At 72.0% G+C, this 19,494-nt stretch carries 18 protein-coding genes; 7 read left to right on the forward strand and 11 right to left on the reverse strand.

Translation table 11 applies throughout. The features are described 5' to 3' along the window. The first annotated feature begins 27 nt into the window (after positions 1-27). On the forward strand, positions 28-1,017 hold the full coding sequence (locus AB0L33_RS01260; RefSeq protein WP_365677012.1) for an NAD(P)H-quinone oxidoreductase: 990 nt from the start codon (positions 28-30) through the stop codon (positions 1,015-1,017). Between the two features lie 63 nt (positions 1,018-1,080). On the opposite strand, the gene AB0L33_RS01265 is transcribed toward AB0L33_RS01260, so the two are convergent. The 6 genes from AB0L33_RS01265 to AB0L33_RS01290 form a co-directional block, all read right to left on the reverse strand. Next, entirely contained in the window at positions 1,081-1,626 is a 546-nt protein-coding gene (locus tag AB0L33_RS01265; protein ID WP_365677013.1) for a bacterial proteasome activator family protein, read from the reverse strand. Positions 1,627-1,720: 94 nt separating this feature from the next. Next, positions 1,721-4,570 carry an FtsX-like permease family protein gene (locus AB0L33_RS01270; RefSeq protein ID WP_365677014.1) on the reverse strand — a complete coding sequence of 950 codons (2,850 nt, stop codon included), beginning with the start codon at positions 4,568-4,570 and terminating at the stop codon, positions 1,721-1,723. After that, positions 4,567-5,334: an ABC transporter ATP-binding protein gene (locus AB0L33_RS01275; RefSeq protein ID WP_365677015.1), complete on the reverse strand. Its 768-nt coding sequence runs from the start codon at positions 5,332-5,334 to the stop codon at positions 4,567-4,569. The genes AB0L33_RS01270 and AB0L33_RS01275 overlap by 4 nt, the downstream gene beginning before the upstream one ends. Positions 5,335-5,374: 40 nt before the next feature. Continuing rightward, entirely contained in the window at positions 5,375-5,998 is a 624-nt protein-coding gene (locus AB0L33_RS01280) for a PadR family transcriptional regulator (RefSeq protein ID WP_365677016.1), read from the reverse strand. A gap of 72 nt (positions 5,999-6,070) precedes the next feature. Further along, complete coding sequence (locus AB0L33_RS01285; RefSeq protein WP_365677017.1) at positions 6,071-6,382, reverse strand: hypothetical protein; 312 nt, start codon at positions 6,380-6,382, stop codon at positions 6,071-6,073. Between the two features lie 254 nt (positions 6,383-6,636). After that, positions 6,637-8,277, reverse strand: a complete 1,641-nt coding sequence (locus AB0L33_RS01290) for a protein kinase (RefSeq protein WP_365677019.1) — start codon at positions 8,275-8,277, stop codon at positions 6,637-6,639. Between the two features lie 359 nt (positions 8,278-8,636). Between AB0L33_RS01290 and AB0L33_RS01295 the strand changes: the two genes are divergently transcribed. Then, entirely contained in the window at positions 8,637-10,337 is a 1,701-nt protein-coding gene (locus tag AB0L33_RS01295) for a protein kinase (protein WP_365677020.1), read from the forward strand. 7 nt (positions 10,338-10,344) lie between these two features. On the opposite strand, the gene AB0L33_RS01300 is transcribed toward AB0L33_RS01295, so the two are convergent. The 3 genes from AB0L33_RS01300 to AB0L33_RS01310 all read right to left on the reverse strand — a co-directional run bounded on the left by AB0L33_RS01300 (position 10,345) and on the right by AB0L33_RS01310 (position 12,573). Further along, positions 10,345-11,346, reverse strand: a complete 1,002-nt coding sequence (locus AB0L33_RS01300; RefSeq protein ID WP_365677377.1) for a phosphotransferase — start codon at positions 11,344-11,346, stop codon at positions 10,345-10,347. Between the two features lie 63 nt (positions 11,347-11,409). Then, on the reverse strand, positions 11,410-11,835 hold the full coding sequence (locus AB0L33_RS01305) for a pyridoxamine 5'-phosphate oxidase family protein (protein WP_365677021.1): 426 nt from the start codon (positions 11,833-11,835) through the stop codon (positions 11,410-11,412). Between the two features lie 78 nt (positions 11,836-11,913). Continuing rightward, positions 11,914-12,573, reverse strand: coding sequence for a response regulator transcription factor (locus tag AB0L33_RS01310; RefSeq protein ID WP_365677022.1), 660 nt, complete (start codon positions 12,571-12,573; stop codon positions 11,914-11,916). A gap of 341 nt (positions 12,574-12,914) precedes the next feature. Between AB0L33_RS01310 and pdhA the strand changes: the two genes are divergently transcribed. The 4 genes from pdhA to AB0L33_RS01330 all read left to right on the forward strand — a co-directional run bounded on the left by pdhA (position 12,915) and on the right by AB0L33_RS01330 (position 17,277). Then, positions 12,915-14,078, forward strand: coding sequence for a pyruvate dehydrogenase (acetyl-transferring) E1 component subunit alpha (pdhA, locus tag AB0L33_RS01315; RefSeq protein ID WP_365677023.1), 1,164 nt, complete (start codon positions 12,915-12,917; stop codon positions 14,076-14,078). A gap of 2 nt (positions 14,079-14,080) precedes the next feature. Next, the gene (locus AB0L33_RS01320; protein ID WP_018101959.1) at positions 14,081-15,061 is read left to right on the forward strand and encodes an alpha-ketoacid dehydrogenase subunit beta; all 981 of its coding nucleotides are present in this window, start codon (positions 14,081-14,083) and stop codon (positions 15,059-15,061) included. A 12-nt stretch (positions 15,062-15,073) separates the two neighbouring features. Further along, positions 15,074-16,477: a dihydrolipoamide acetyltransferase family protein gene (locus tag AB0L33_RS01325; protein WP_365677024.1), complete on the forward strand. Its 1,404-nt coding sequence runs from the start codon at positions 15,074-15,076 to the stop codon at positions 16,475-16,477. A 152-nt stretch (positions 16,478-16,629) separates the two neighbouring features. Continuing rightward, entirely contained in the window at positions 16,630-17,277 is a 648-nt protein-coding gene (locus tag AB0L33_RS01330) for a DUF4232 domain-containing protein (RefSeq protein WP_365677025.1), read from the forward strand. A gap of 84 nt (positions 17,278-17,361) precedes the next feature. On the opposite strand, the gene AB0L33_RS01335 is transcribed toward AB0L33_RS01330, so the two are convergent. Next, positions 17,362-17,937 (reverse strand): helix-turn-helix domain-containing protein, encoded by a 576-nt coding sequence (locus AB0L33_RS01335; protein WP_365677026.1) that lies wholly within the window; start codon positions 17,935-17,937, stop codon positions 17,362-17,364. A 70-nt stretch (positions 17,938-18,007) separates the two neighbouring features. On the opposite strand from AB0L33_RS01335, the gene AB0L33_RS01340 reads away from it, so the two are divergent. Then, the gene (locus tag AB0L33_RS01340) at positions 18,008-18,913 is read left to right on the forward strand and encodes an NADP-dependent oxidoreductase (RefSeq protein ID WP_365677028.1); all 906 of its coding nucleotides are present in this window, start codon (positions 18,008-18,010) and stop codon (positions 18,911-18,913) included. On the opposite strand, the gene AB0L33_RS01345 is transcribed toward AB0L33_RS01340, so the two are convergent. Next, positions 18,868-19,356: an ATP-binding protein gene (locus AB0L33_RS01345; protein ID WP_365677029.1), complete on the reverse strand. Its 489-nt coding sequence runs from the start codon at positions 19,354-19,356 to the stop codon at positions 18,868-18,870. The two genes, AB0L33_RS01340 and AB0L33_RS01345, sit on opposite strands and share 46 nt — an antisense overlap. Between the last annotated feature and the right edge of the window lie 138 nt (positions 19,357-19,494).

Here is a 19,494-nt window from a genome sequence, read left to right on the forward strand (position 1 = left end):
CCCCGCCCACGGAGTAGCCTCGCGGCCATGCATGCGATCACGATCCCTGAACCCGGTGGCCCCGAGGCGCTCGTGTGGGCCGAGGTGCCCGATCCCGTTCCCGGCGAGGGCGAGGTCCTCGTCGACGTCGTGGCCAGTGCGGTCAACCGGGCCGATGTGCTCCAGCGGCAGGGCTTCTACGACCCGCCGCCGGGAGCGTCCCCCTACCCGGGCCTGGAGTGCTCCGGCCGCGTCTCGGCCCTCGGGCCCGGGGTCACCGGCTGGGCCGTCGGCGACGAGGTGTGCGCGCTCCTCGCGGGCGGCGGCTACGCGGAGAAGGTCGCTGTCCCGGCCGGCCAGCTCCTCCCCGTTCCCAAGGGGCTGGATCTCGTGCAGGCGGCCGCGCTGCCCGAGGTGACGGCCACGGTCTGGTCCAACGTCTTCATGGTGGCCCACCTCCGGCCCGCCGAGACCCTGTTGGTGCACGGCGGGTCCAGCGGCATCGGCACGATGGCGATCCAGCTCGCCAAGGCCGTCGGCGCACGGGTCGCCGTGACGGCCGGCAGCCCCGACAAGCTGGCGCGCTGCGCCGAGCTGGGCGCGGACATCCTCATCGACTACCACGAGCAGGACTTCGTGGAGGAGATCCGCGAGACCACGGCCGGGGCGGGCGCGGACGTCATCCTCGACATCATGGGCGCGAAGTACCTCGACCGGAACGTGCAGGCGCTCGCCGTCAACGGCCGGCTCGCGATCATCGGGCTCCAGGGCGGCGCCAAGGGCGAGCTGAACCTCGGCATGCTGCTCAACAAGCGGGCGGCCGTCACGGCGACCTCGTTGCGCGGGCGCCCGCTCGCGGAGAAGGCGGCGATCGTCGCGGCCGTCCGCGAGCACGTCTGGCCGCTCATCGAGCAGGGCGTCGTGAAGCCGGTGGTCGACCGCACGGTCCCGATGCGGGACGCGGCCGAGGGGCACCGGGTCATGGAGTCCAGCACCCACATCGGCAAGGTGCTGCTCCAGCCGCACACGGCCGGCTGAGCACACGGGCGTACGGAGAGGGCCCGGCACACCGCTGTGTGCCGGGCCCTCGTGCGTGGTCGGTTACAGGTACGGCCCCGAGCGGACCGGGCCGTGCGGGTCGATGCCGCCCTCCTCCTCCGGGCCGCTGCCGGGCGGCAGCGCGCGGCGCATCTGCTCCAGCTGGGCGCGGGCCGCCATCTGCTGGGCGAACAGCGCCGTCTGGATGCCGTGGAACAGGCCCTCCAGCCAGCCCACCAGCTGGGCCTGGGCGATCCGCAGCTCCGCCTCGGAGGGGACCGAGTCCTCGGTGAACGGCAGGGACAGCCGCTCCAGCTCCTCCACCAGCTCCGGCGCGAGACCGTCCTCCAGCTCCTTCACGGAACCGGCGTGGATCTCCTTGAGCCGCACCCGGCTCGCCTCGTCAAGAGGAGCGGCCCTGACCTCCTCCAGGAGCTGCTTGATCATGCTGCCGATCCGCATGACCTTCGCGGGCTGCTCGACCATCTCCGTCACCGGGACCTCCCGCGACTCGTCGTCAGTGCCACCGCCGCCGATCGCCATTCCGTCCTGCCCCACTACGAGGACCTGGGGGTGCTCCTGCGACCGTTCATTCCTCGGCATCTCCATGCCGCCATTGTCTCGCACACGAAGTGTTCAACACTGTGGTGCCCCCGGAAACGGTTGATCCACCGCGCCCGGGGGCATCGAACGGCTCAACCGCTCAGCCGGCCCGCCTCGCCAGGGCCACCCGCGAGCGAGTGAAGGCCGCCGCGAGGCCGCCCGCCAGCAGCGGGACCGCCACGGCCAGCAGACCGATGGTCGCCCAGGGCAGCACGATCGGCGTGTACGCGGATTCCATGGGCTGCTGGCGCATCTGCTCCATGGCCTGGCGCAGATCGACCAGGCGCAGCGCCACCGCGGGCACCAGCCCCGCGGCCGTTCCGAGCAGTACGCCGGTCAGCGCGACCACCAGGCACTGGAAGCCGGAGAGCGACCGCCGCACACGCGGGGGTGCGCCGACCGCGCTGAGCGTGGTGAGGTCGGCCTCGGCGTCCGCCTTGGCCAGGCCGGTCGTGATCGCGGCGGCGCCCATGGTCACCACCCCGGCGAACAGAGTGAGGATCAGCTGGATGGTGCTGCCCCGGTCGTTGGGGCCGGAATTGGACTGCACCCAGAGTCCGCCGCCGGCCTGGTCGATGGTGGCCGATGTCCGCTGGTTCTCCGCGTCCGTGGGCTGGTGGCTGACGGCGTACACACTGCCGTACGGCTGCGTGTGCAGGCCGAGTCGTTCGGCGGTCCGCTGCGGAAGGATCATGCGGATGCCGGGTGTGGTGGCGTATTCGGGCTTCGCGACGTACACCTTCAGCCGGTCGGTGGTCTTGCGGGCCTTACCGGGGTGCAGCTTGCGGTTCTCCGTGTCCTTGGGGTTGTACCGATGGACGGCCTTGAGGGTGACCTCGCCGTTCTCCGCGTACGCCTCGTTGAGCAGGACGGGCGTGCCGGCCTTCAGGGCCGCGGCCGCCGCGGGGTCGTGCAGCTTCACATACGTGGTGAGGAGGGCCGCGTCGCCGACGACGATGTTGTTGGAATCCGAGCTGAAGGTGCCGACGGAGATGCGGACGTCCACGCAGGCGGGGGACCGCATCAGGGTGCGGTGCTCGTCGGCGGAGAGCCGGGCGGCCAATTCCTTGGCGCCCTTGTCGGCGAGCGGACAGGTGTGGCCCTTTCCGGTGGGCTTGACCAGCGTCATGGAGCCGCAGCTGCTCTCGTCCTCGTAATAGACGTTGCAGTCGCTGCCCGCCCACACGCGGGAGATGTCCGCCCGGCCACCGGTAACCGCCATGTTGTGCTCCACGGCGGCCCGGGCCGCCGGAAGCCGTTCGACGGCCTTCGCGTCGCCCGCCGAGAGGGAGATCGTCCCCTCGGCGAGCATGGGCGTGTACTCGTAGTCGGACTCGGCGAGGTTGCTGGCCATGTAGGTGGCGATGGCCACCGACCCCGCCACGGCCGCCATGACGGCGGCCACCGCCGGAGCGGTGCGGCCCCGGTTGCGGGCCGCATCGCGCAACGCCATCCGGGGCGAGAGCGGGAACCTGCGGCCGAGCCGGCCCAGCAGTCCGACGATCACCGGAATGCAGGCGAGCAGGCCCACCTCGGCGACGACCGAGCCGCCGGCAACCAGAGTGGAATCGCCGCTGGTGCCCCCGAGCACGGCGATGAGCACACCGAGCGCGAGTACGCAGGCGCCCGTCACCGGCAGCACGCGGGAGCTGCGGCGCACCCCGCGCCGGCCGGTGAGCGATTCGAGCACGGACTGCCGGCCGGCCACGATCGCCGGAGCGAGCGCCGCCAGGACACCGGTGATCAGGCCGAGCACGGCGACGACGAGGAGTTCGGTGGGTCGTATCACCAGGGAACCGAAGCGGTGCCCGGCCCAGTCCTCGATCAGCGGCCGGCAGACCACTGTGAGCAGCAGCCCGACCACCACCCCGGCGACCGCGCCGGCACCACCGAGTACCAGACCGCCTCCGAGGACCACCGCGCGGACCTGGCCACGGTCGCCGCCGCAGGTGCCGAGCAGGCCCAGCTGGCGTCGGGAGCGGCGCGCGCCGACGGCGAACGCCGGCCCGGCCAGCAGCACGATCTCCAGGATCGTCATCGCGACGACGGTGACGAGGGCGGCGCTGGTCTCCTCGCTCCCCATGTCCATCGAGTTGTAGTCCGGGTGGGACCGGAGCAGCGGGATCTCGGAGTCGGGCGGGGGATTCTCGGAGACCTGCCGGGAGGTGACGACGGCGCCGGCCTTGTTGGCCGCCAGCACGTCCTCCCAGCCGATCCCGGCCCGCCCCGGCCCCTCGACCAGCCACTGCACCGAGCCCGCGTTGGGCGCGGGGACCTTCTTGTCGTGGTCGGCCATCGCCTGCCAGGGAGCGATCACCGCACCCGGATCGGCGTACAGCTGCTTTGCCTTCAGGTCGGCGGGCAGTTCCACCGCGCCGGTGATCGTGTACTTCTTGCCGGACGGCGTGACCGTGACCTCGGACCCCACGTGCAGGCCCGCCGAGTCCAGGAACGGCTCGGTGGCCACCATCTCGCCCATGGAACGCGGGAGCGCGCCCTTCAGGAGGTCGATCCTTCCGCGGGCCATCCGGTCCGAGGTCCTGAACTCGATGACCTCGACGCTGGCGATCCCGTACTTGGTGGTGACCGTGGCGGGCACGGGCTGTTCACTGAGCGCCCGGGCTCCCTCGGGGAACGCGCGGCGCATGTCGATCGGCGCCGGTTCCTCGCTGGGCGCCTCACCGCTCGCGGTGTCGTACATGTTGCCGTCCGGCATCTGCTGGATCGGTCCCATGCCCGCATCGCTGTACAGCGCGTCGGCTGCGCCGAGCCGGGACGTCAGCTGCTCGGCCGGGCTCAGCTCCGCGCTGCGGTACGTGATGTCGGCGGCCGTCACCCCGAGGACCGGCAGCGCGATCATCGCGACCACCAGGGCGCTGCGGCCCTTGGCCCGCAGGGCGTCGCGGCGGGCTATCCGGAGGGCGGCGCGCCACCCCGTGAAGACGCTCACTCGGCTCCCCCGGCGGCCAGCAGCGATTCGGCCCCGGCCGTCAGCGTCTGGTCCACGATCGAACCGTCCCGCAGGAAGACGACCCGGTCCGCCCACGCCGCGTACCGCGGTTCGTGCGTCACCATCACCCCGGCCGCGCCCTGGTCGCAGCGGTTGCGCAGGAGCGCGAGGACGGCCTCGCCGGTCTCGGAGTCGAGCGCCCCGGTCGGCTCGTCGGCGAGGACCAGGCGCCGGTCGCCCACCAGCGCGCGGGCGATGGCGACGCGCTGCTGCTGGCCGCCCGACATCTCGTCCGGGAAGCGGTCCACGATCTCCAGGAGGTTCATCTCCTCCAGCGCGGCGCGGGCCTCCTTCCGCGCCTTGCGGACCGAGACGCCGTCGAGCTCACGGGGCAGGGCGATGTTCTCGGCGGCGGTCAGGGCGGGGATCAGGTTGTAGTCCTGGAAGACGTAGCCGACGCTGCGGCGGCGCAGGGCGGCGAGCCCCTTGCGGCCGAGCGTGGAGATGTCCTGGCCCTCGATGATCACCTGGCCGCCGCTCGCGGTGTCGAGGCCGCCGGCGAGGGTGAGCAGGGTGGACTTGCCGGAGCCGGACGGGCCCATGACGGCGACGAGTTCACCGGCGTGCACCGACAGGCTGATGCCGCGCAGCGCCTGCACCTCGGCGATGCCGGTGCCATGGGTGCGGGTGAGCGAGCGGAGTTCGAGCACCGGTGCGTCGACCGGCAGGGGCGGAGCGGACGGAGACGGGACGTGCAGGGACATGGTTCCCTCTCGGAACGGGCGGATGCAGCGGGCGCCGGACTCAGCGGCGCGTGCGGGACCGGGCGGACGGCCGGGCGGCGGAGCGGGCGGCCGGGCCCGGGGACGGGTCCTTTTCCGGCTCGGTCGCCGCGGCCTCGGCGAGACGGGTCAGCCGGGCCTCGCAGTGGTCCAGCCAGCGCGCTTCGGCCTCGGCCTGGAAGATCAGCTGCTCCACGACGAGCAGCCACGCCACCTCGTCGCGGTTGGCGGGGGCCTGGGCGAGGGACCGTGCCTTGAGGCGCGTGTAGTCCTGCATGGCCTTCACCGTGTGGTGGCGCTGGGCCTGGATGACGGCCTTGATGTCGACGCCGGGCGCGCCGACCGCCATGGCCAGCTTGATGGCCAGCTCGTCACGGGGCGGATTGCTGCGGTCGACCGGCGTCTCGAACCAGGTGCGCAGTTCGGTGCGCCCGGCGTCGCTGATCGAGTAGAGGGCGTGGCCCTGGTCGTCCTCGCCGTCCTGGACGACCAGGCCGTCGCGCTCCAGCCTGCTCAGCGTCGTGTACACCTGCCCGACGTTGAGCGGCCAGGTCGAGCCGGTGCGCGACTCGAATTCGGTACGGAGCTGGGAGCCGTAGCGCGGCCCGCGCTCCAGGAGGGCAAGAAGCCCGTGACGGATCGACATACTGAGTATGTATACCGAGTATGTTGATCACTGCAAGTCCACGGGCCGGCGGCTCGGAGGAGGGCCGTACGGTCAGTGGGCCCGGCGCATCCGCAGTGCGAGGAAGCCGAGACCCAGCCCGACCAGGCCGATTCCCGCGCCGAGCGACAACTGCTGCAACCGCCGGACGGTCGCCCCGCTCAGCGCCTGCCGTCCTCCGGGCGGAGGGTCGCGGAAGTCGTCCGGGTCAGGGGTGAAGACCGGCACGGCGGCGGATTCGAAGGGCGAGGGCCGGGACTCCCGGTCCTCCAGCGCGTCCTGCCGCGCCACCTCGGCGGCCGAGCGCCCGGGCCGCTGCCGCCCCGCCCCGGCGGGCCGGCCGGCGAGCGGCGACTGCGCCTCCACGGGGCGGGACGCGCTCGGCGAAGGAGAAGGAGAAGGAGAAGCAGACCGGCTCACCGGTGAGGAAGACGGGGAGGCCGCCCCCGAGGCATCCGCGGCCGCAGCCCCCAGGGTCGCGGCCCCCGTCAGCGTCAGGCAGACCACGCCCCGGGAGCAGCGCGCGTGGAGCCGTCCCGAAGCCATGCGGTCACCGTCACACGGGACGGCGCGACCGGCACCCCGGGTGAGGCGTACGGATGGCGGGGGCCCGCCGCGAACTACGCCGGGTCCCCCGTCGAGACCTCCAGCTCGAAGTGGGCGCCGGTCTCCGGAACCGCCGTCCCGGAGGACGGAAACTGATTGATGACCTGGTCCTCGGCGTACGCGTTGCCCGGGACCTTCTTCACCTTGATCGTCCAGCCCGCAGCATCCGCGCAGGCGCGCACCGAGAGGAGGTCCTTGTACATGAAGCTCGGGGCGTCGACCTTCTGCGGGTCGTCGGTGTCCTCCGACGCGTCCGTGCACTTCTCGGTCTCCATCGTCCGGTTCCGCTCCGGATCGCGGTGCTCGCCGGCCGGGGACTCGGTGGTCTTCGCGTCCGCGCCGCCCTTGTCGTCGCCGTTCAGCGCGATGACGGTGATCAGGCCGCCGATCGCGACCAGCGCGACGACGATCGAGCCGATGATCACGGGCATGTTCCGCTTGGAGCCGCCGCCCGAGGCCGGGGACGTCGTCGTCTGCGGGGAGACGGTGTACGGCGCGGGCGTCTGGTGCTGGAGCGGCGCCGGGCTCTGGTACGCCGGGGCGGCCGTCTGCGGATAGCCGTACGACGGGTTCGTGGCGGGGGCCGGTGTCGCCGGGCCGTACGGGCCGGGCTGGGACTGGTACGGGCCCGGCTGGTACGGCGTCTGGACGCTGTGCGGGGCCTGGGCGGACTGGTCGACGGGCGGGAAGACCGCCGAGCCGACGCCGGAGCCGCTGTTGGCCGGGGCGCTGCCGTCACCGACGATCATCGGGGCGCCGGTCTGGCCGCTCGCGCTCAGCACACGGGCGATCTCGTCCTGCATGGCCGCCGCGCTCGGGAAGCGCTCGTTCGGGTTCTTCTTGAGCGCGCGGGCGACGAGGGCGTCGATCGCCGGCGTCAGCGAGCGGTTGATCGTGGACGGGGCGACCGGCTCCTCCTGCACATGCGCGTACGCGATGGCGAGCGGGGAGTCCGCGTCGAAGGGGAGCCGCCCGGTCAGCAGCTGGAAGAGCATGATGCCGACCGAGTACAGGTCGGAGCGCGCGTCGACGCCGCGGCCGAGGGCCTGCTCGGGGGAGAGGTACTGCGGGGTGCCGACGACCATGCCGGTCTGCGTCATCGACGTCACACCCGACTGCATGGCGCGGGCGATGCCGAAGTCCATGACCTTCACGACACCGCGCTTGGTCACCATGACGTTGCCCGGCTTGATGTCGCGGTGCACCAGGCCCATCTCGTGGCTGGTGTCGAGCGCGGCCAGCACGTCCGAGGTCACCTTGAGCGCCTTGTCGGCGGGCATGGCGCCCTGGGCACGGATGTCGGCCGCGAGCACGGAGCCGAGCGGCTGCCCCTCGACGTACTCCATGACGATGTACGGCATCAGCGCGCCGCCGAGCTCGTCCTCGCCCGTGTCGAACACCGAGACGATGTTGGTGTGCTGGAGCTTGGCCACGGCCTGGGCCTCGCGGCGGAAGCGCTCGCGGAAGGACTGCTCGCGGCCCAGCTCGGTGTGAAGTGTCTTGATCGCGACCTGCCGGTCGAGGGCGGAGTCGTACGCCAGGTATACGGACGCCATCCCGCCTTCGCCGAGCAGGTCGCGCAGCTGGTAGCGGCCGCCGGCGACGGACCCGCCCGCGTAACGACCCTGCGAACCGTGTCCGCCGTCGTGGCTCATGACTTGCTTCCCCCTCGGCGCGCGACTCCCGGGAACTCGGCGCGCGACTCACGCGATCATCCGTAATTAATGGCCAAGTCTGCCGTAGGGGTCCGACACGTCAAGCCGGGTGCCCGTTCCGTGACCGTACGCGCCGGAAGCGTCTCGGAAGCGTTACAGGATCAGCATGGAATTTGCGTCGGCGGCGCGCCAGCCGATTGGATGACCGGTCCGGCGCCGAATCGGCCTGTCCTACCGAGGCTGTAGCGTGACGGGGCAATGCGGCCGGCAGCGCAGCCGGCGCCGCAGCAAGGCACCGTGAGACCCCGCGGGCGCGCGGACGCGCGGACGGACGCGGACAGATACGACGGCGAGGACTGATGGCACCCGAACCCGAAGCAAACGGCGGCGGCGTTCCGGATGGCACCGATTCCTGGGGCATCGGCGGGGTCGTCGGCGACGGACGCTACCGGCTGACCCACCGGCTCGGCCGGGGCGGCATGGCCGAGGTGTTCGCGGCGGAGGACGTCCGGCTCGGGCGCACCGTCGCCGTGAAGCTGCTGCGCTCCGACCTCGCGGAGGACCCGGTCTCCAAGGCCCGCTTCACGCGCGAGGCGCAGTCGGTCGCCGGGCTCAACCACCACGCGGTCGTCGCCGTGTACGACTCCGGCGAGGACACCGTCGCCGGCCAGACCGTCCCGTACATCGTGATGGAGCTGGTCGAGGGCCGCACCATCCGGGACCTGCTGATCAGCGCCGAGGCGCCGCCGCCGGAGCAGGCGCTGATCATCGTCTCCGGGGTCCTGGAAGCGCTGGCCTACTCGCACCAGCACGGCATCGTGCACCGCGACATCAAGCCCGCCAACGTGATCATCACGAACTCGGGCGCGGTCAAGGTGATGGACTTCGGCATCGCCCGCGCGCTGCACGGCGCGCAGTCCACGATGACGCAGACCGGCATGGTCATGGGCACGCCGCAGTACCTCTCCCCCGAGCAGGCGCTCGGCAAGGCCGTCGACCACCGTTCCGACCTGTACGCCACGGGCTGCCTGCTGTACGAACTGCTGGCGCTGCGACCTCCGTTCACGGGCGAGACGCCGCTCTCCGTGGTGTACCAGCACGTGCAGGACACCCCGGTCCCGCCGTCCAACATCCTGGACTCGGTGCCGCCGGAGCTGGACGGGCTCGTCATGCGCTCGCTGGCGAAGGACCCGGACGACCGCTTCCAGAGCGCCGAGGAGATGCGCGGCCTGGTCCAGTACGGCCTGCAGATGCTCCAGGTGCAGGGCGGCCACACCGGGACGTGGAACACCGGCCCGGTCGTCCTGAACGAGGGCGCGGGCACCCCGCCCGGCGGCATGACCGGCGCCACCCGCGCCATGGGCGGCTACCCGCAGCACGGCGACACCTCGCAGGCGCCCATCCTGCCGCCGATGAACCCGGACGACGGGGGTTACGACGGCGGCAGCACCCGGCAGGGCGGCGGCCGCGGCAAGCTGTGGCTGTTCGTCGTGCTCGCCCTGATCGCCATCGGCGCGGGCGTGGCCATCGCGCTCAACGCGGCGAACGGCAGCGGGCAGAAGCACCAGAAGCAGCCCACGGAGACCTCCAGCACGCCGACGCCCACGGAGGACTCCCCCTCCCCGACCCCCGACGCCACCGAGGACGACACCCAGCAGCCGGGCGACAGCACCGGCGGCGACTGGGGCGACAACACCTGGTCGCCGTCGCCCACCCCGAGCGAGACCGCCGAGTCCCCGTCCGCCACCTCGCCCCAGCCGGGCACCGGCGGCACGGACAACGGCGGCGCGGACGGCGGTGACGGCGGCAACGGCTCCGGCGGGACCAGCAGCAGCGGTTCCGGCAGCGGCGGCACGGGGAACACCGGCGACACCGGTACGACCACCGAGGGCGGCAGCACCGGTACCAGCGACGGCGGCAGCACGGGCACCAGCGACGGCGGCAGCACCGGGACGAGCGACGGCGCGGCCGAGGGTTCGGAGGGCGCCCCGGGCGGCGTCGCCGAAGGCGCCTCCGCCGGTACGACGACGGGGGCGGCGGGCTCGGCGACGGGCAACTGACCCCGGCTCACCCCGTGAAGGCCGCGCGCACCGCCTCGTACTCACGGGTCCACCAGACCGCCAGGGCCGACACCGCGGGGAACTGCGGGTCGGCCCTCCGATCGTTCAGGCAGTAGCGCCAGCGGAGTATCCAGAAGTCGTTGAGCCGCTCCCACCAGACCCGGTGCACCGCCGCCGCCAGTTCGGCCGGGTCCGCCCCGGCCGCCCGCCGGTAGGCCCGGGCGTAGGCGCGTACCTTCGCCAGGTCCAGCGCCCCGGCCGGCTGCACGAAGAAGATCGCCGCCGCACGCACCGCCTCCTCCGCCCGGGGCTGGACGGCCAGCCGGTCCCAGTCCAGGATCGCGACCGGGTCGGCGCCCCGGTAGAGCACGTTCAACGGGTGGAAGTCGCCGTGCACCCAGCCGGTCGCGGGCGCTCCGGGATCGGGCGGCCGGCGGTCGGCGTAGCGTTCCAGCAGGGTCCGCCGCTCGCGCAGCCGGTGCTCGGCGAGCTCGTCGAAGGCGTCCCGGCCGGCGCGCCCGCGCGCGGCGGCGAGCAGATCGCCGATCAGCGCGAAGGTGTCGGCCGCCTCGGGGCTCGCGTAACCGGGCGGGTGCCCGCCACCGGTTCCCGTGTCGCGCTCGGCCCCCATGACCCGCTCAAGACCCGTGTGTACGGCTCCGAGGAGCGTCCCGAGCCGCGTCGACTGGGCGAGGGTGAGCTGGGCGCCGCCCCGGTGCAGCCCGTCGACCCAGGGGTGGAGCGCGTAGCAGCGGCCGGCGATCTCGGTGACGGTCTCGCCGTCGCGGGCCCGGACGGGCGGGGCGACGGGCACTCCGAGTGACTGGAGGCGGCGGGTCGCACGGTGCTGGCGGACGATGGTCGCGCGGTCGCGGGTGGTGTCGTCCGAGTGGTGCTTGAGGAAGTACGAGCCGCGCGTGGTGGACACCCGGTAACCGTGGTTGAGCAGGCCCTGCGAGAGCGGGGTGCAGGTGAGCGGCGTACCGGCGTCCGGGTAACGGCGAAGCACCTCGCCGACCGGCGGAACCGGCGGGGAGGCGACAGATGAGCGCGACACGCGTCAGATGTTAGATCACGCTGCGTTGCGGATCTGCCGGCTTGCGTGGAAGTCCAGAGTGTGCACCGTGACGAAGTGAGGTTCGAGCCAGAGGTACGAGGGGGCGAACGGCTCGCCGTTGACCTCGACGGGCTCCGGTCCGAAGCGCTCGCGCTGGGCGGGGGTCGGCTCCACGACCCGCGCGGGCCCGGTGAACTGCACGGACCACAGGTCCTCGGTGCCGACCGGGGCGGTGTTGAAGTTGTCCGCGCCGTAGGCCACGACCGCCCCGTCGCAGGCGCCGTGGTGGCCGAGCCCGCTGTGCATGCGCAGCACGACGCGCCCGTCGATGACGATGTGCCGCGCCACCGTCAGCATCGGGAGGGCCCGCATGCTGGTCGCCAGCCGGCCGTAGGGGACCCGGCCGAGCAGGTCGATCGCGTGGAGTTCCTCGGTGGACATGCCTTCCACTGTCGGCCAGGGCGTGTGGACCGGATAAGAGGCCGGGGCCCCCGTTTCGCCGGGACCAAAGTCCTGCTCTCAGCGCTTCTCCGCCTGGAGCCGTGCCACGTAGGCGGCGGCCTGCGAGCGGCGTTCCATGCCCAGCTTGGACAGCAGGCTGGACACGTAGTTCTTGATCGTCTTCTCCGCGAGGTGCAGGCGCTCGCCGATCACCCGGTTGGTCAGCCCCTCGCCGATCAGGTCCAGGATCTTGCGCTCCTGCTCCGTGAGGTTCGCCAGCTTCTCGTCGTCCCGCCCGCGCTTGCCGTCGCGCAGCCGCTCCAGTACGCGCGCGGTCGCGACCGGGTCCAGCAGCGACTTCCCCTCCGCCACGTCGCGCACCGCCGTCAGCAGCTCGTTCCCCCGGATCGCCTTGAGGACATAGCCCGAGGCGCCCGCCATGATCGCGTCGAACAGTGCCTCGTCGTCGGCGTACGAGGTCAGCATCAGACAGTGGATGGAGTCGTCCTGCGACCGGATCTCGCGGCAGACCTCCACCCCGCTGCCGTCCGGCAGCCGTACGTCGAGCACCGCCACATCGGGGCGGACCGCCGGAATCCGTACCAGTGCGTCGGCCGCCGTACCGGCCTCGCCGACCACCTCGATGTCGTCCTCCATCGAGAGCAGCTCGTGGACCCCGCGCCGGACTACTTCATGATCATCGAGTAGGAATACCGTGATTTTTCCTTTTTCGCGCACAATCGCAGTCTCACACACTCACCCCTTCCCTGCCGCTGTCGCGCGGGATAACGTGCCGTTGTTCCGGCGGCCTGCGAGGCTGTGATCAGTGCTGTGACCAGGGAAGCTTCCCGAATTCCTCGATTTACTTGGATATCCAAGCAAAATCGCAGGTCAGGGAGGGTTTCGCAGTTGCGGGACGCACTGGGTAACGTGCCTTGGACAGGGCGCTCGCCGGGGCACCTGTCACGCCTGTTTTTCCGGACCGAGCGGCACCCACCCCGTGCACGGGTACGGACACAGGCGAGCCGCACTGGTCTCCCGGCAGACCCCGGGGGCCGGACCGACGGAGGAGCACGCACGTGACCGTGGAGAGCACTGCTGCCGCGCGTAAACCGCGACGCAGCAGCAAGCGGACCAGCGCCGCGAAAACGCCCGCGAAGACGCCGGAGGGTTCGACGCCCGAGCTCGTACAGCTGCTGACGCCCGAGGGCGAGCGGGTCGAGCACCCGGACTACTCGATCGACCTGAGCGCGGAGGAGCTGCGCGGCCTGTACCGGGACATGGTCCTCACCCGCCGTTTCGACGCCGAGGCCACCGCCCTCCAGCGCCAGGGCGAACTGGGCCTGTGGGCCTCGCTGCTCGGCCAGGAGGCCGCGCAGATCGGTTCGGGCCGGGCCCTGCGCGACGACGACTACGTCTTCCCGACCTACCGTGAGCACGGTGTGGCCTGGTGCCGGGGTGTCGACCCGACCAATCTGCTCGGGATGTTCCGCGGTGTGAACCACGGCGGCTGGGACCCGAACAGCAACAACTTCCACCTGTACACGATCGTCATCGGCTCGCAGACCCTGCACGCCACCGGTTACGCCATGGGCGTGGCCAAGGACGGCGCGGACTCGGCCGTGATCGCGTACTTCGGCGACGGCGCCTCCAGCCAGGGCGACGTCGCGGAGGCGTTCACCTTCTCCGCCGTCTACAACGCCCCGGTCGTCTTCTTCTGCCAGAACAACCAGTGGGCGATCTCCGAGCCCACCGAGAAGCAGACCCGGGTGCCGCTCTACCAGCGCGCCCAGGGCTTCGGCTTCCCCGGCGTCCGGGTCGACGGCAACGACGTCCTGGCCTGCCTGGCCGTCACGCGCTCCGCCCTGGAGCGGGCCCGGCGCGGCGAGGGCCCGACCCTGGTCGAGGCGTTCACCTACCGCATGGGCGCGCACACCACCTCGGACGACCCGACGAAGTACCGGGCGGACGAGGAGCGCGCGTCCTGGGAGGCCAAGGACCCGATCCTGCGCCTGCGCGCGTACCTGGAGAAGCAGGGCGCGGCCGACGAGGCGTTCTTCACCGCCCTGGACGAGGAGAGCGAGGCGCTCGGCAAGCGCGTCCGCGAGGCCGTACGGGCGATGCCCGACCCGGACCGGATGGCGATGTTCGACCACGTCTACGCCGACGGGAACCCGCTCGTCGACGAGGAGCGCGCCGAGTTCGCCGCCTACCAGGCATCGTTCGCCGAGGAGGGCAAGTAACCATGGCCGTGGAAAAGATGTCCCTCGCCAAGGCGCTCAACGAGTCGCTGCGCAAGGCCCTCGACACCGACCCGAAGGTCCTCATCATGGGTGAGGACGTCGGCAAGCTCGGCGGCGTCTTCCGGATCACCGACGGCCTCCAGAAGGACTTCGGCGAGGACCGCGTCATCGACACCCCGCTCGCCGAGTCCGGCATCGTCGGTACGGCGATCGGGCTCGCGCTGCGCGGCTACCGGCCCGTCGTGGAGATCCAGTTCGACGGCTTCGTCTTCCCCGCGTACGACCAGATCGTCACGCAGCTCGCGAAGATGCACGCCCGCGCGCTGGGCAAGATCAAGCTCCCCGTCGTCGTGCGCATCCCGTACGGCGGCGGCATCGGCGCCGTCGAGCACCACAGCGAGTCGCCCGAGGCGCTGTTCGCGCACGTCGCGGGTCTGAAGGTGGTCTCCCCGTCCAACGCGTCCGACGCGTACTGGATGATGCAGCAGGCCGTCCAGAGCGACGACCCGGTCATCTTCTTCGAGCCGAAGCGGCGTTACTGGGACAAGGGCGAGGTCGACACCGAGTCCATCCCGGGCGCGCTGCACGCGGCGGCCGTCGCGCGCACCGGCACAGACCTCACGCTCGCCGCGTACGGCCCGATGGTGAAGGTCTGCCTGGAGGCCGCCGCGGCCGCCCAGGAGGAGGGCAAGTCGGTCGAGGTCGTGGACCTGCGCTCGATGTCCCCGATCGACTTCGACACCATCCAGGCGTCCGTCGAGAAGACCCGCCGCCTGGTCGTCGTCCACGAGGCACCCGTCTTCTACGGCTCCGGGGCCGAGATCGCCGCTCGCATCACGGAGCGGTGCTTCTACCACCTGGAGGCGCCCGTGCTGCGGGTCGGCGGCTATCACGCCCCGTACCCTCCGGCGCGGCTGGAGGAGGAGTACCTGCCGGGCCTGGACCGGGTGCTCGACGCCGTCGACCGCTCGCTGGCGTACTGAGGAGAGAGGAGCGTGACCACGATGACCGACACTTCCAACGCTGCTCGCTTCCGTGAGTTCAAGATGCCCGACGTGGGCGAGGGACTGACCGAGGCCGAGATCCTCAAGTGGTACGTCCAGCCCGGCGACACCGTCACGGACGGCCAGGTCGTCTGCGAGGTCGAGACCGCGAAGGCCGCCGTCGAGCTGCCGATCCCGTTCGACGGGGTCGTCCACGAACTGCGCTTCCCCGAGGGCACCACGGTCGACGTGGGCCAAGTGATCATCGCGGTGGACGTGGCGCCGGGGTCGGGTGACCCCGTCGCCGAGGAGCCCGCCGCGGCCCCGGCCCCCGAGGCCGCGCCCGCCGCTCCCGCCGAGGAGCCGAAGGGCCGCCAGCCCGTCCTGGTGGGTTACGGCGTCGCCGAGTCCTCCACGAAGCGCCGGGCCCGCAAGGGCGCCGAGACCGCGCCCCCGGCGGCCGCCCCCGCCGCCGTCCAGGCCGAGTTGAACGGCCAGGGCACGGCCGCGGTGCCGGAGGCCCGTCCGCTGGCCAAGCCGCCGGTCCGCAAGCTCGCGAAGGACCTGGGCATCGACCTGGCGACGGTCACCCCGACCGGCGTCGGCGGTGTCATCACGCGCGAGGACGTGCACGCGGCGGCGACGCCCGCGGAGCCGGTGGCTCCGGCCGCACCCCCGGTGGTCGCGGAAGCGGAGGCTCCTGTCCAGCAGGGCGCCCGCGAGACGCGCATCCCGGTCAAGGGCGTCCGCAAGGCCATCGCGCAGGCCATGGTGGGCAGCGCGTTCACCGCTCCGCACGTCACCGAGTTCGTGACCGTCGACGTGACGCGCACGATGAAGCTCGTGGCGGAGCTGAAGGAGGACAAGGACATGGCGGGGGTGCGGGTCAACCCGCTCCTCGTCATCGCCAAGGCCCTCCTGGTCGCGATCAAGCGGAACCCCGAGGTCAACGCGGTCTGGGACGAGGCGAACCAGGAGATCGTCCAGAAGCACTACGTGAACCTGGGCATCGCGGCCGCCACGCCGCGCGGCCTGATCGTCCCGAACATCAAGGACGCCCACGACCTGACGCTGCCGCAGCTGGCCGCGTCGCTGGGCGAGCTGGTCGCCACGGCCCGGGACGGCAGGACGTCCCCGGCCGCGATGGCGGGCGGCACGGTGACCATCACCAACGTGGGCGTCTTCGGCGTCGACACCGGTACGCCGATCCTCAACCCGGGCGAGTCCGCGATCCTCGCGGTCGGCGCGATCAAGCTCCAGCCGTGGGTCCACAAGGGCAAGGTGAAGCCCCGTCAGGTGACCACGCTGGCCCTGTCGTTCGACCACCGGCTGATCGACGGCGAGCTGGGCTCCAAGTTCCTGGCGGACATCGCCGCGATCCTGGAGCAGCCGAAGCGGCTGATCACCTGGGCGTAGCGGCTCTGCGTCCACGAAGGGCCCGCGCGAGGTTCGCGCGGGCCCCTTCGCATGTGTAACAAGGGTGTATTAGCCACTGGTTGGGCGCAACGGGGACCCGCCCCGGACAGTTCTTGGTGATCGGAACTGTCAACGGACACGAGGACGAAACGATGCGCGCTCACACGATCACCCTCGCCGCCCTGGCCGTCGTCGCGGGCCTCTCGCTCACGGCCTGCCAGAACGACGGCGACGACGCGGCGCAGACCGATCCGTCGTCCGTCGCGACCGCGTCCCCGTCCGCCGACGGACCGGAGGCGGGCGGTTCGGATTCGGGCGGTTCGGATGCGGGCGGCGGGAAGGACACCGCCGCCGGGGCCGGGACCGACCAGCAGAGCAAGACCGCCAAGTGCCGTACCAGCGGGCTGGAGATCACGGCGAAGGACACCTTCATCGACGGCGACCCGGACGGGTCCGTCGCGGTGGAGATGAAGAACACCAGCGGTCAGGACTGCGTGGTCGCCGGGTTCGCGGGCGTCGACCTCAAGACCAACGCGGGCACGATCTCCGCCGAGCGCAAGGGCGCGCCCGGAGACCCGTACGTCCTCCGGAACGGTAAGACGATCGCCTTCGGCATCACCTACCCGCTCAACGAGACGGGCGGCTCGGGCGTCAAGATCGAAGGGCTCGTGGTGACCCCGCCCAACGAGACGAAGCCGGTCACCCTCACCTGGCCGGGTAAGCCTTCGCTGCCCGTCACGGACGGCTCGGGCGACCCCGTGACGGTCGGCCCGATGGGCAGCGCGGGCCAGGGCGGCTGAGCCGTACGTTCGTGCCCTCGGGCACACCGACGAGGGGTCCCGCGGCGATGCGGGGCCCCTCGTCCGTGCGTCGGGCCGGAGCCGTCAGGGGCCCGTGGACTCCCAGGCCGCCTCGATCATCCCGAAGATCTCGTCCACCGCGGCCTCCGGATCGGCGGCCTCGCGGGCCAGCGCGTGCGCGTCGACCACGAATCCGGCGATCGTCCGGCAGGCCGTCGGGGTCCGGGACAGCCCGGGGTCCGCGGCGATGGCCGTCGCCAGCGACTCGGCGTGCCGCAGCTTCATCGATGCCTCGTACTCCCGCAGCGAGGCCGATCCGTCGATCATGCGCCAGACGGGGGCGGCGCCGTCCGCCGTGCAGTGCCGCACCATGGCGTGCATCTCGCGGCGCAGGGCGGACATGAGCGGTTCGTCCGGCGCGCGGCCGGTGACCGCCTGCGCGAGCCGGTGCTCGAAGTCGGCGTCCTGTTCGAACACCAGGGCCTCTTTCGAGGCGAAGTGGGAGAAGAGCGTGGTGACGGCCACGTCCGCCTCGGCGGCGATGTCCCGGATGCCCACAGCGTCGTAACCGCGCTCCAGGAAGAGCCGCAGGGCGGTGTCGGCGATCTTCTGGCGGGTCGCGGCCTTCTTGCGCTCGCGGCGCCCGGACTGCACGGTCATGCGCTCACGCTAGCAGGTACGCATCCGTAACCGTTTCAAAAAGCTAACCGTTAGTGTTACGGTCCCCGGCATGAAGAAAGTGAGCTTCGCCGAGTTCGGCGGCCCCGATGTCCTGCGACTCATCGATGCCGAGGAGCCCCACGCGGGCCCCGGCCGGATACGTATCGCCGTGTGGGCGGCGGGGGTGAACCCCGTGGACTGGAGGGTCCGGGAGGGCCAGGTCCTGGGCGCCCATCCGACCGTGCTTCCCTCCGGCGTCGGGCTGGACGCCGCCGGGGTCGTGGACGAGGTCGGGGAGGGCGTCGAGGGCGTGGCGGTCGGCGACCGCGTGTTCGGCGAAGGGGCCGACACCTACGCCGAGTTCGCCGTCCTGTCGGCGTGGGCCCGGATGCCCGAGGGGCTGACGTTCGAGGAGGCGGCCGGGTATCCGTCCGTGGTGGAGACCGCGCTGCGCGTCATCGACCAGGTCGGCGTACGGCCGGGCGAGACGCTGTTGGTGAGCGGGGCGCCCGGGGGAGTCGGGTCGGCGGTGCTGCAGATCGCCCGCGACCGGGGCATCACGGTGATCGGCACGGGCGGCGCCGCGAACCAGGACTACCTGCGCGGCCTGGGCGCGCTCGCCACGACGTACGGGGAGGGGTGGGTGGAGCGGGTGCGTGGGCTCGGCCGGGTCGACGCGGCTCTGGACCTGGCCGGTGCGGGCGTGATCCCCGAGCTCGTCGGGCTGACGGGGGACCCGGGCAGGGTGATCACCATCGCCGATCTCGGTGCGGCGGAGTACGGCGTCCGCTTCTCCGGTGTGGCCGGGAGCGTGCCGGACGCGCTCGCGGAGGCGGTGGACCTCATCGCGCGCGGGAAGCTCCACATCCCGGTCGAGAAGTCGTACACCCTCGCGGAGGCGGCCCAGGCGCACGCGGACAGCCGGGCGGGTCACACGCGTGGGCGGCGCGTGGTGGTCGTCCGGACCGACGCCTGACGGCTCACGCCGAGCGGGCGCGCCTGTAGCGCGATTTCGGCGAACACGGTCTTCCCGACGGTGCGCGGCTCGACGCCCCACCGGTCGGCGACGGCGTCCACGAGGACGAGCCCGCGCCCGTAGCACTCGTCCTGGCCGGCCTCGCGGAGTCCGGGCAGCCGTTCCCCTCGCGGGTCGCTGACCTCGATACGGATGGCTCCGCCGGTGACGGTGAGGTGGACCCGGAAGAGGCGACCGCGCAGGCTGCCGTGGATCAGCGCGTTGGTGGCCAACTCGGAGACGAGGAGGGCGACTTCCCCGGCGCGCTGGGGGTGCCCCCAGGCGGTGACGAGCCGCGCGGCGCGTCGCCGGGCGAGGGTGACGCTGCGGGCGGTGGGGGTGTAGTCGAGTCGGTCCTCGTGGAGCGGGGGGTTGTCGTGGGGGGCCTCGGCGGGTGTGGACATGGGTGGGCCTCTCTGGGGTGGGGGCGGTGGCATTGCCGCCGTGAGCCCGTGCGGGCATGGCGGTGCACTTCCGCTGTTCCTTGCGCTGTGCCAGCGACTCTGCACCGAAAGTAGCGATCGCTCGCGATTCGAGGCAAG

Origin of the sequence: Streptomyces sp. NPDC052299, assembly GCF_040679335.1 — a bacterium.
In the GTDB taxonomy this organism is placed as follows: Bacteria; Actinomycetota; Actinomycetes; order Streptomycetales; family Streptomycetaceae; genus Streptomyces.

What these genes read in the sequence shown, in the direction of transcription:
- AB0L33_RS01265 (WP_365677013.1), bottom strand. Translation starts at nt 1,626, where the DNA reads ATGGAGATGCCGAGGAATGAACGGTCGCAGGAGCACCCCCAGGTCCTC.
- AB0L33_RS01345 (WP_365677029.1), bottom strand. Translation starts at nt 19,356, where the DNA reads ATGTCCACACCCGCCGAGGCCCCCCACGACAACCCCCCGCTCCACGAG.
- AB0L33_RS01305 (WP_365677021.1), bottom strand. Translation starts at nt 11,835, where the DNA reads ATGTCCACCGAGGAACTCCACGCGATCGACCTGCTCGGCCGGGTCCCC.
- AB0L33_RS01280 (WP_365677016.1), bottom strand. Translation starts at nt 5,998, where the DNA reads ATGTCGATCCGTCACGGGCTTCTTGCCCTCCTGGAGCGCGGGCCGCGC.
- AB0L33_RS01330 (WP_365677025.1), top strand. Translation starts at nt 16,630, where the DNA reads ATGCGCGCTCACACGATCACCCTCGCCGCCCTGGCCGTCGTCGCGGGC.
- AB0L33_RS01335 (WP_365677026.1), bottom strand. Translation starts at nt 17,937, where the DNA reads ATGACCGTGCAGTCCGGGCGCCGCGAGCGCAAGAAGGCCGCGACCCGC.
- AB0L33_RS01320 (WP_018101959.1), top strand. Translation starts at nt 14,081, where the DNA reads ATGGCCGTGGAAAAGATGTCCCTCGCCAAGGCGCTCAACGAGTCGCTG.
- AB0L33_RS01295 (WP_365677020.1), top strand. Translation starts at nt 8,637, where the DNA reads ATGGCACCCGAACCCGAAGCAAACGGCGGCGGCGTTCCGGATGGCACC.
- AB0L33_RS01290 (WP_365677019.1), bottom strand. Translation starts at nt 8,277, where the DNA reads ATGAGCCACGACGGCGGACACGGTTCGCAGGGTCGTTACGCGGGCGGG.
- AB0L33_RS01260 (WP_365677012.1), top strand. Translation starts at nt 28, where the DNA reads ATGCATGCGATCACGATCCCTGAACCCGGTGGCCCCGAGGCGCTCGTG.
- AB0L33_RS01340 (WP_365677028.1), top strand. Translation starts at nt 18,008, where the DNA reads ATGAAGAAAGTGAGCTTCGCCGAGTTCGGCGGCCCCGATGTCCTGCGA.
- AB0L33_RS01275 (WP_365677015.1), bottom strand. Translation starts at nt 5,334, where the DNA reads ATGTCCCTGCACGTCCCGTCTCCGTCCGCTCCGCCCCTGCCGGTCGAC.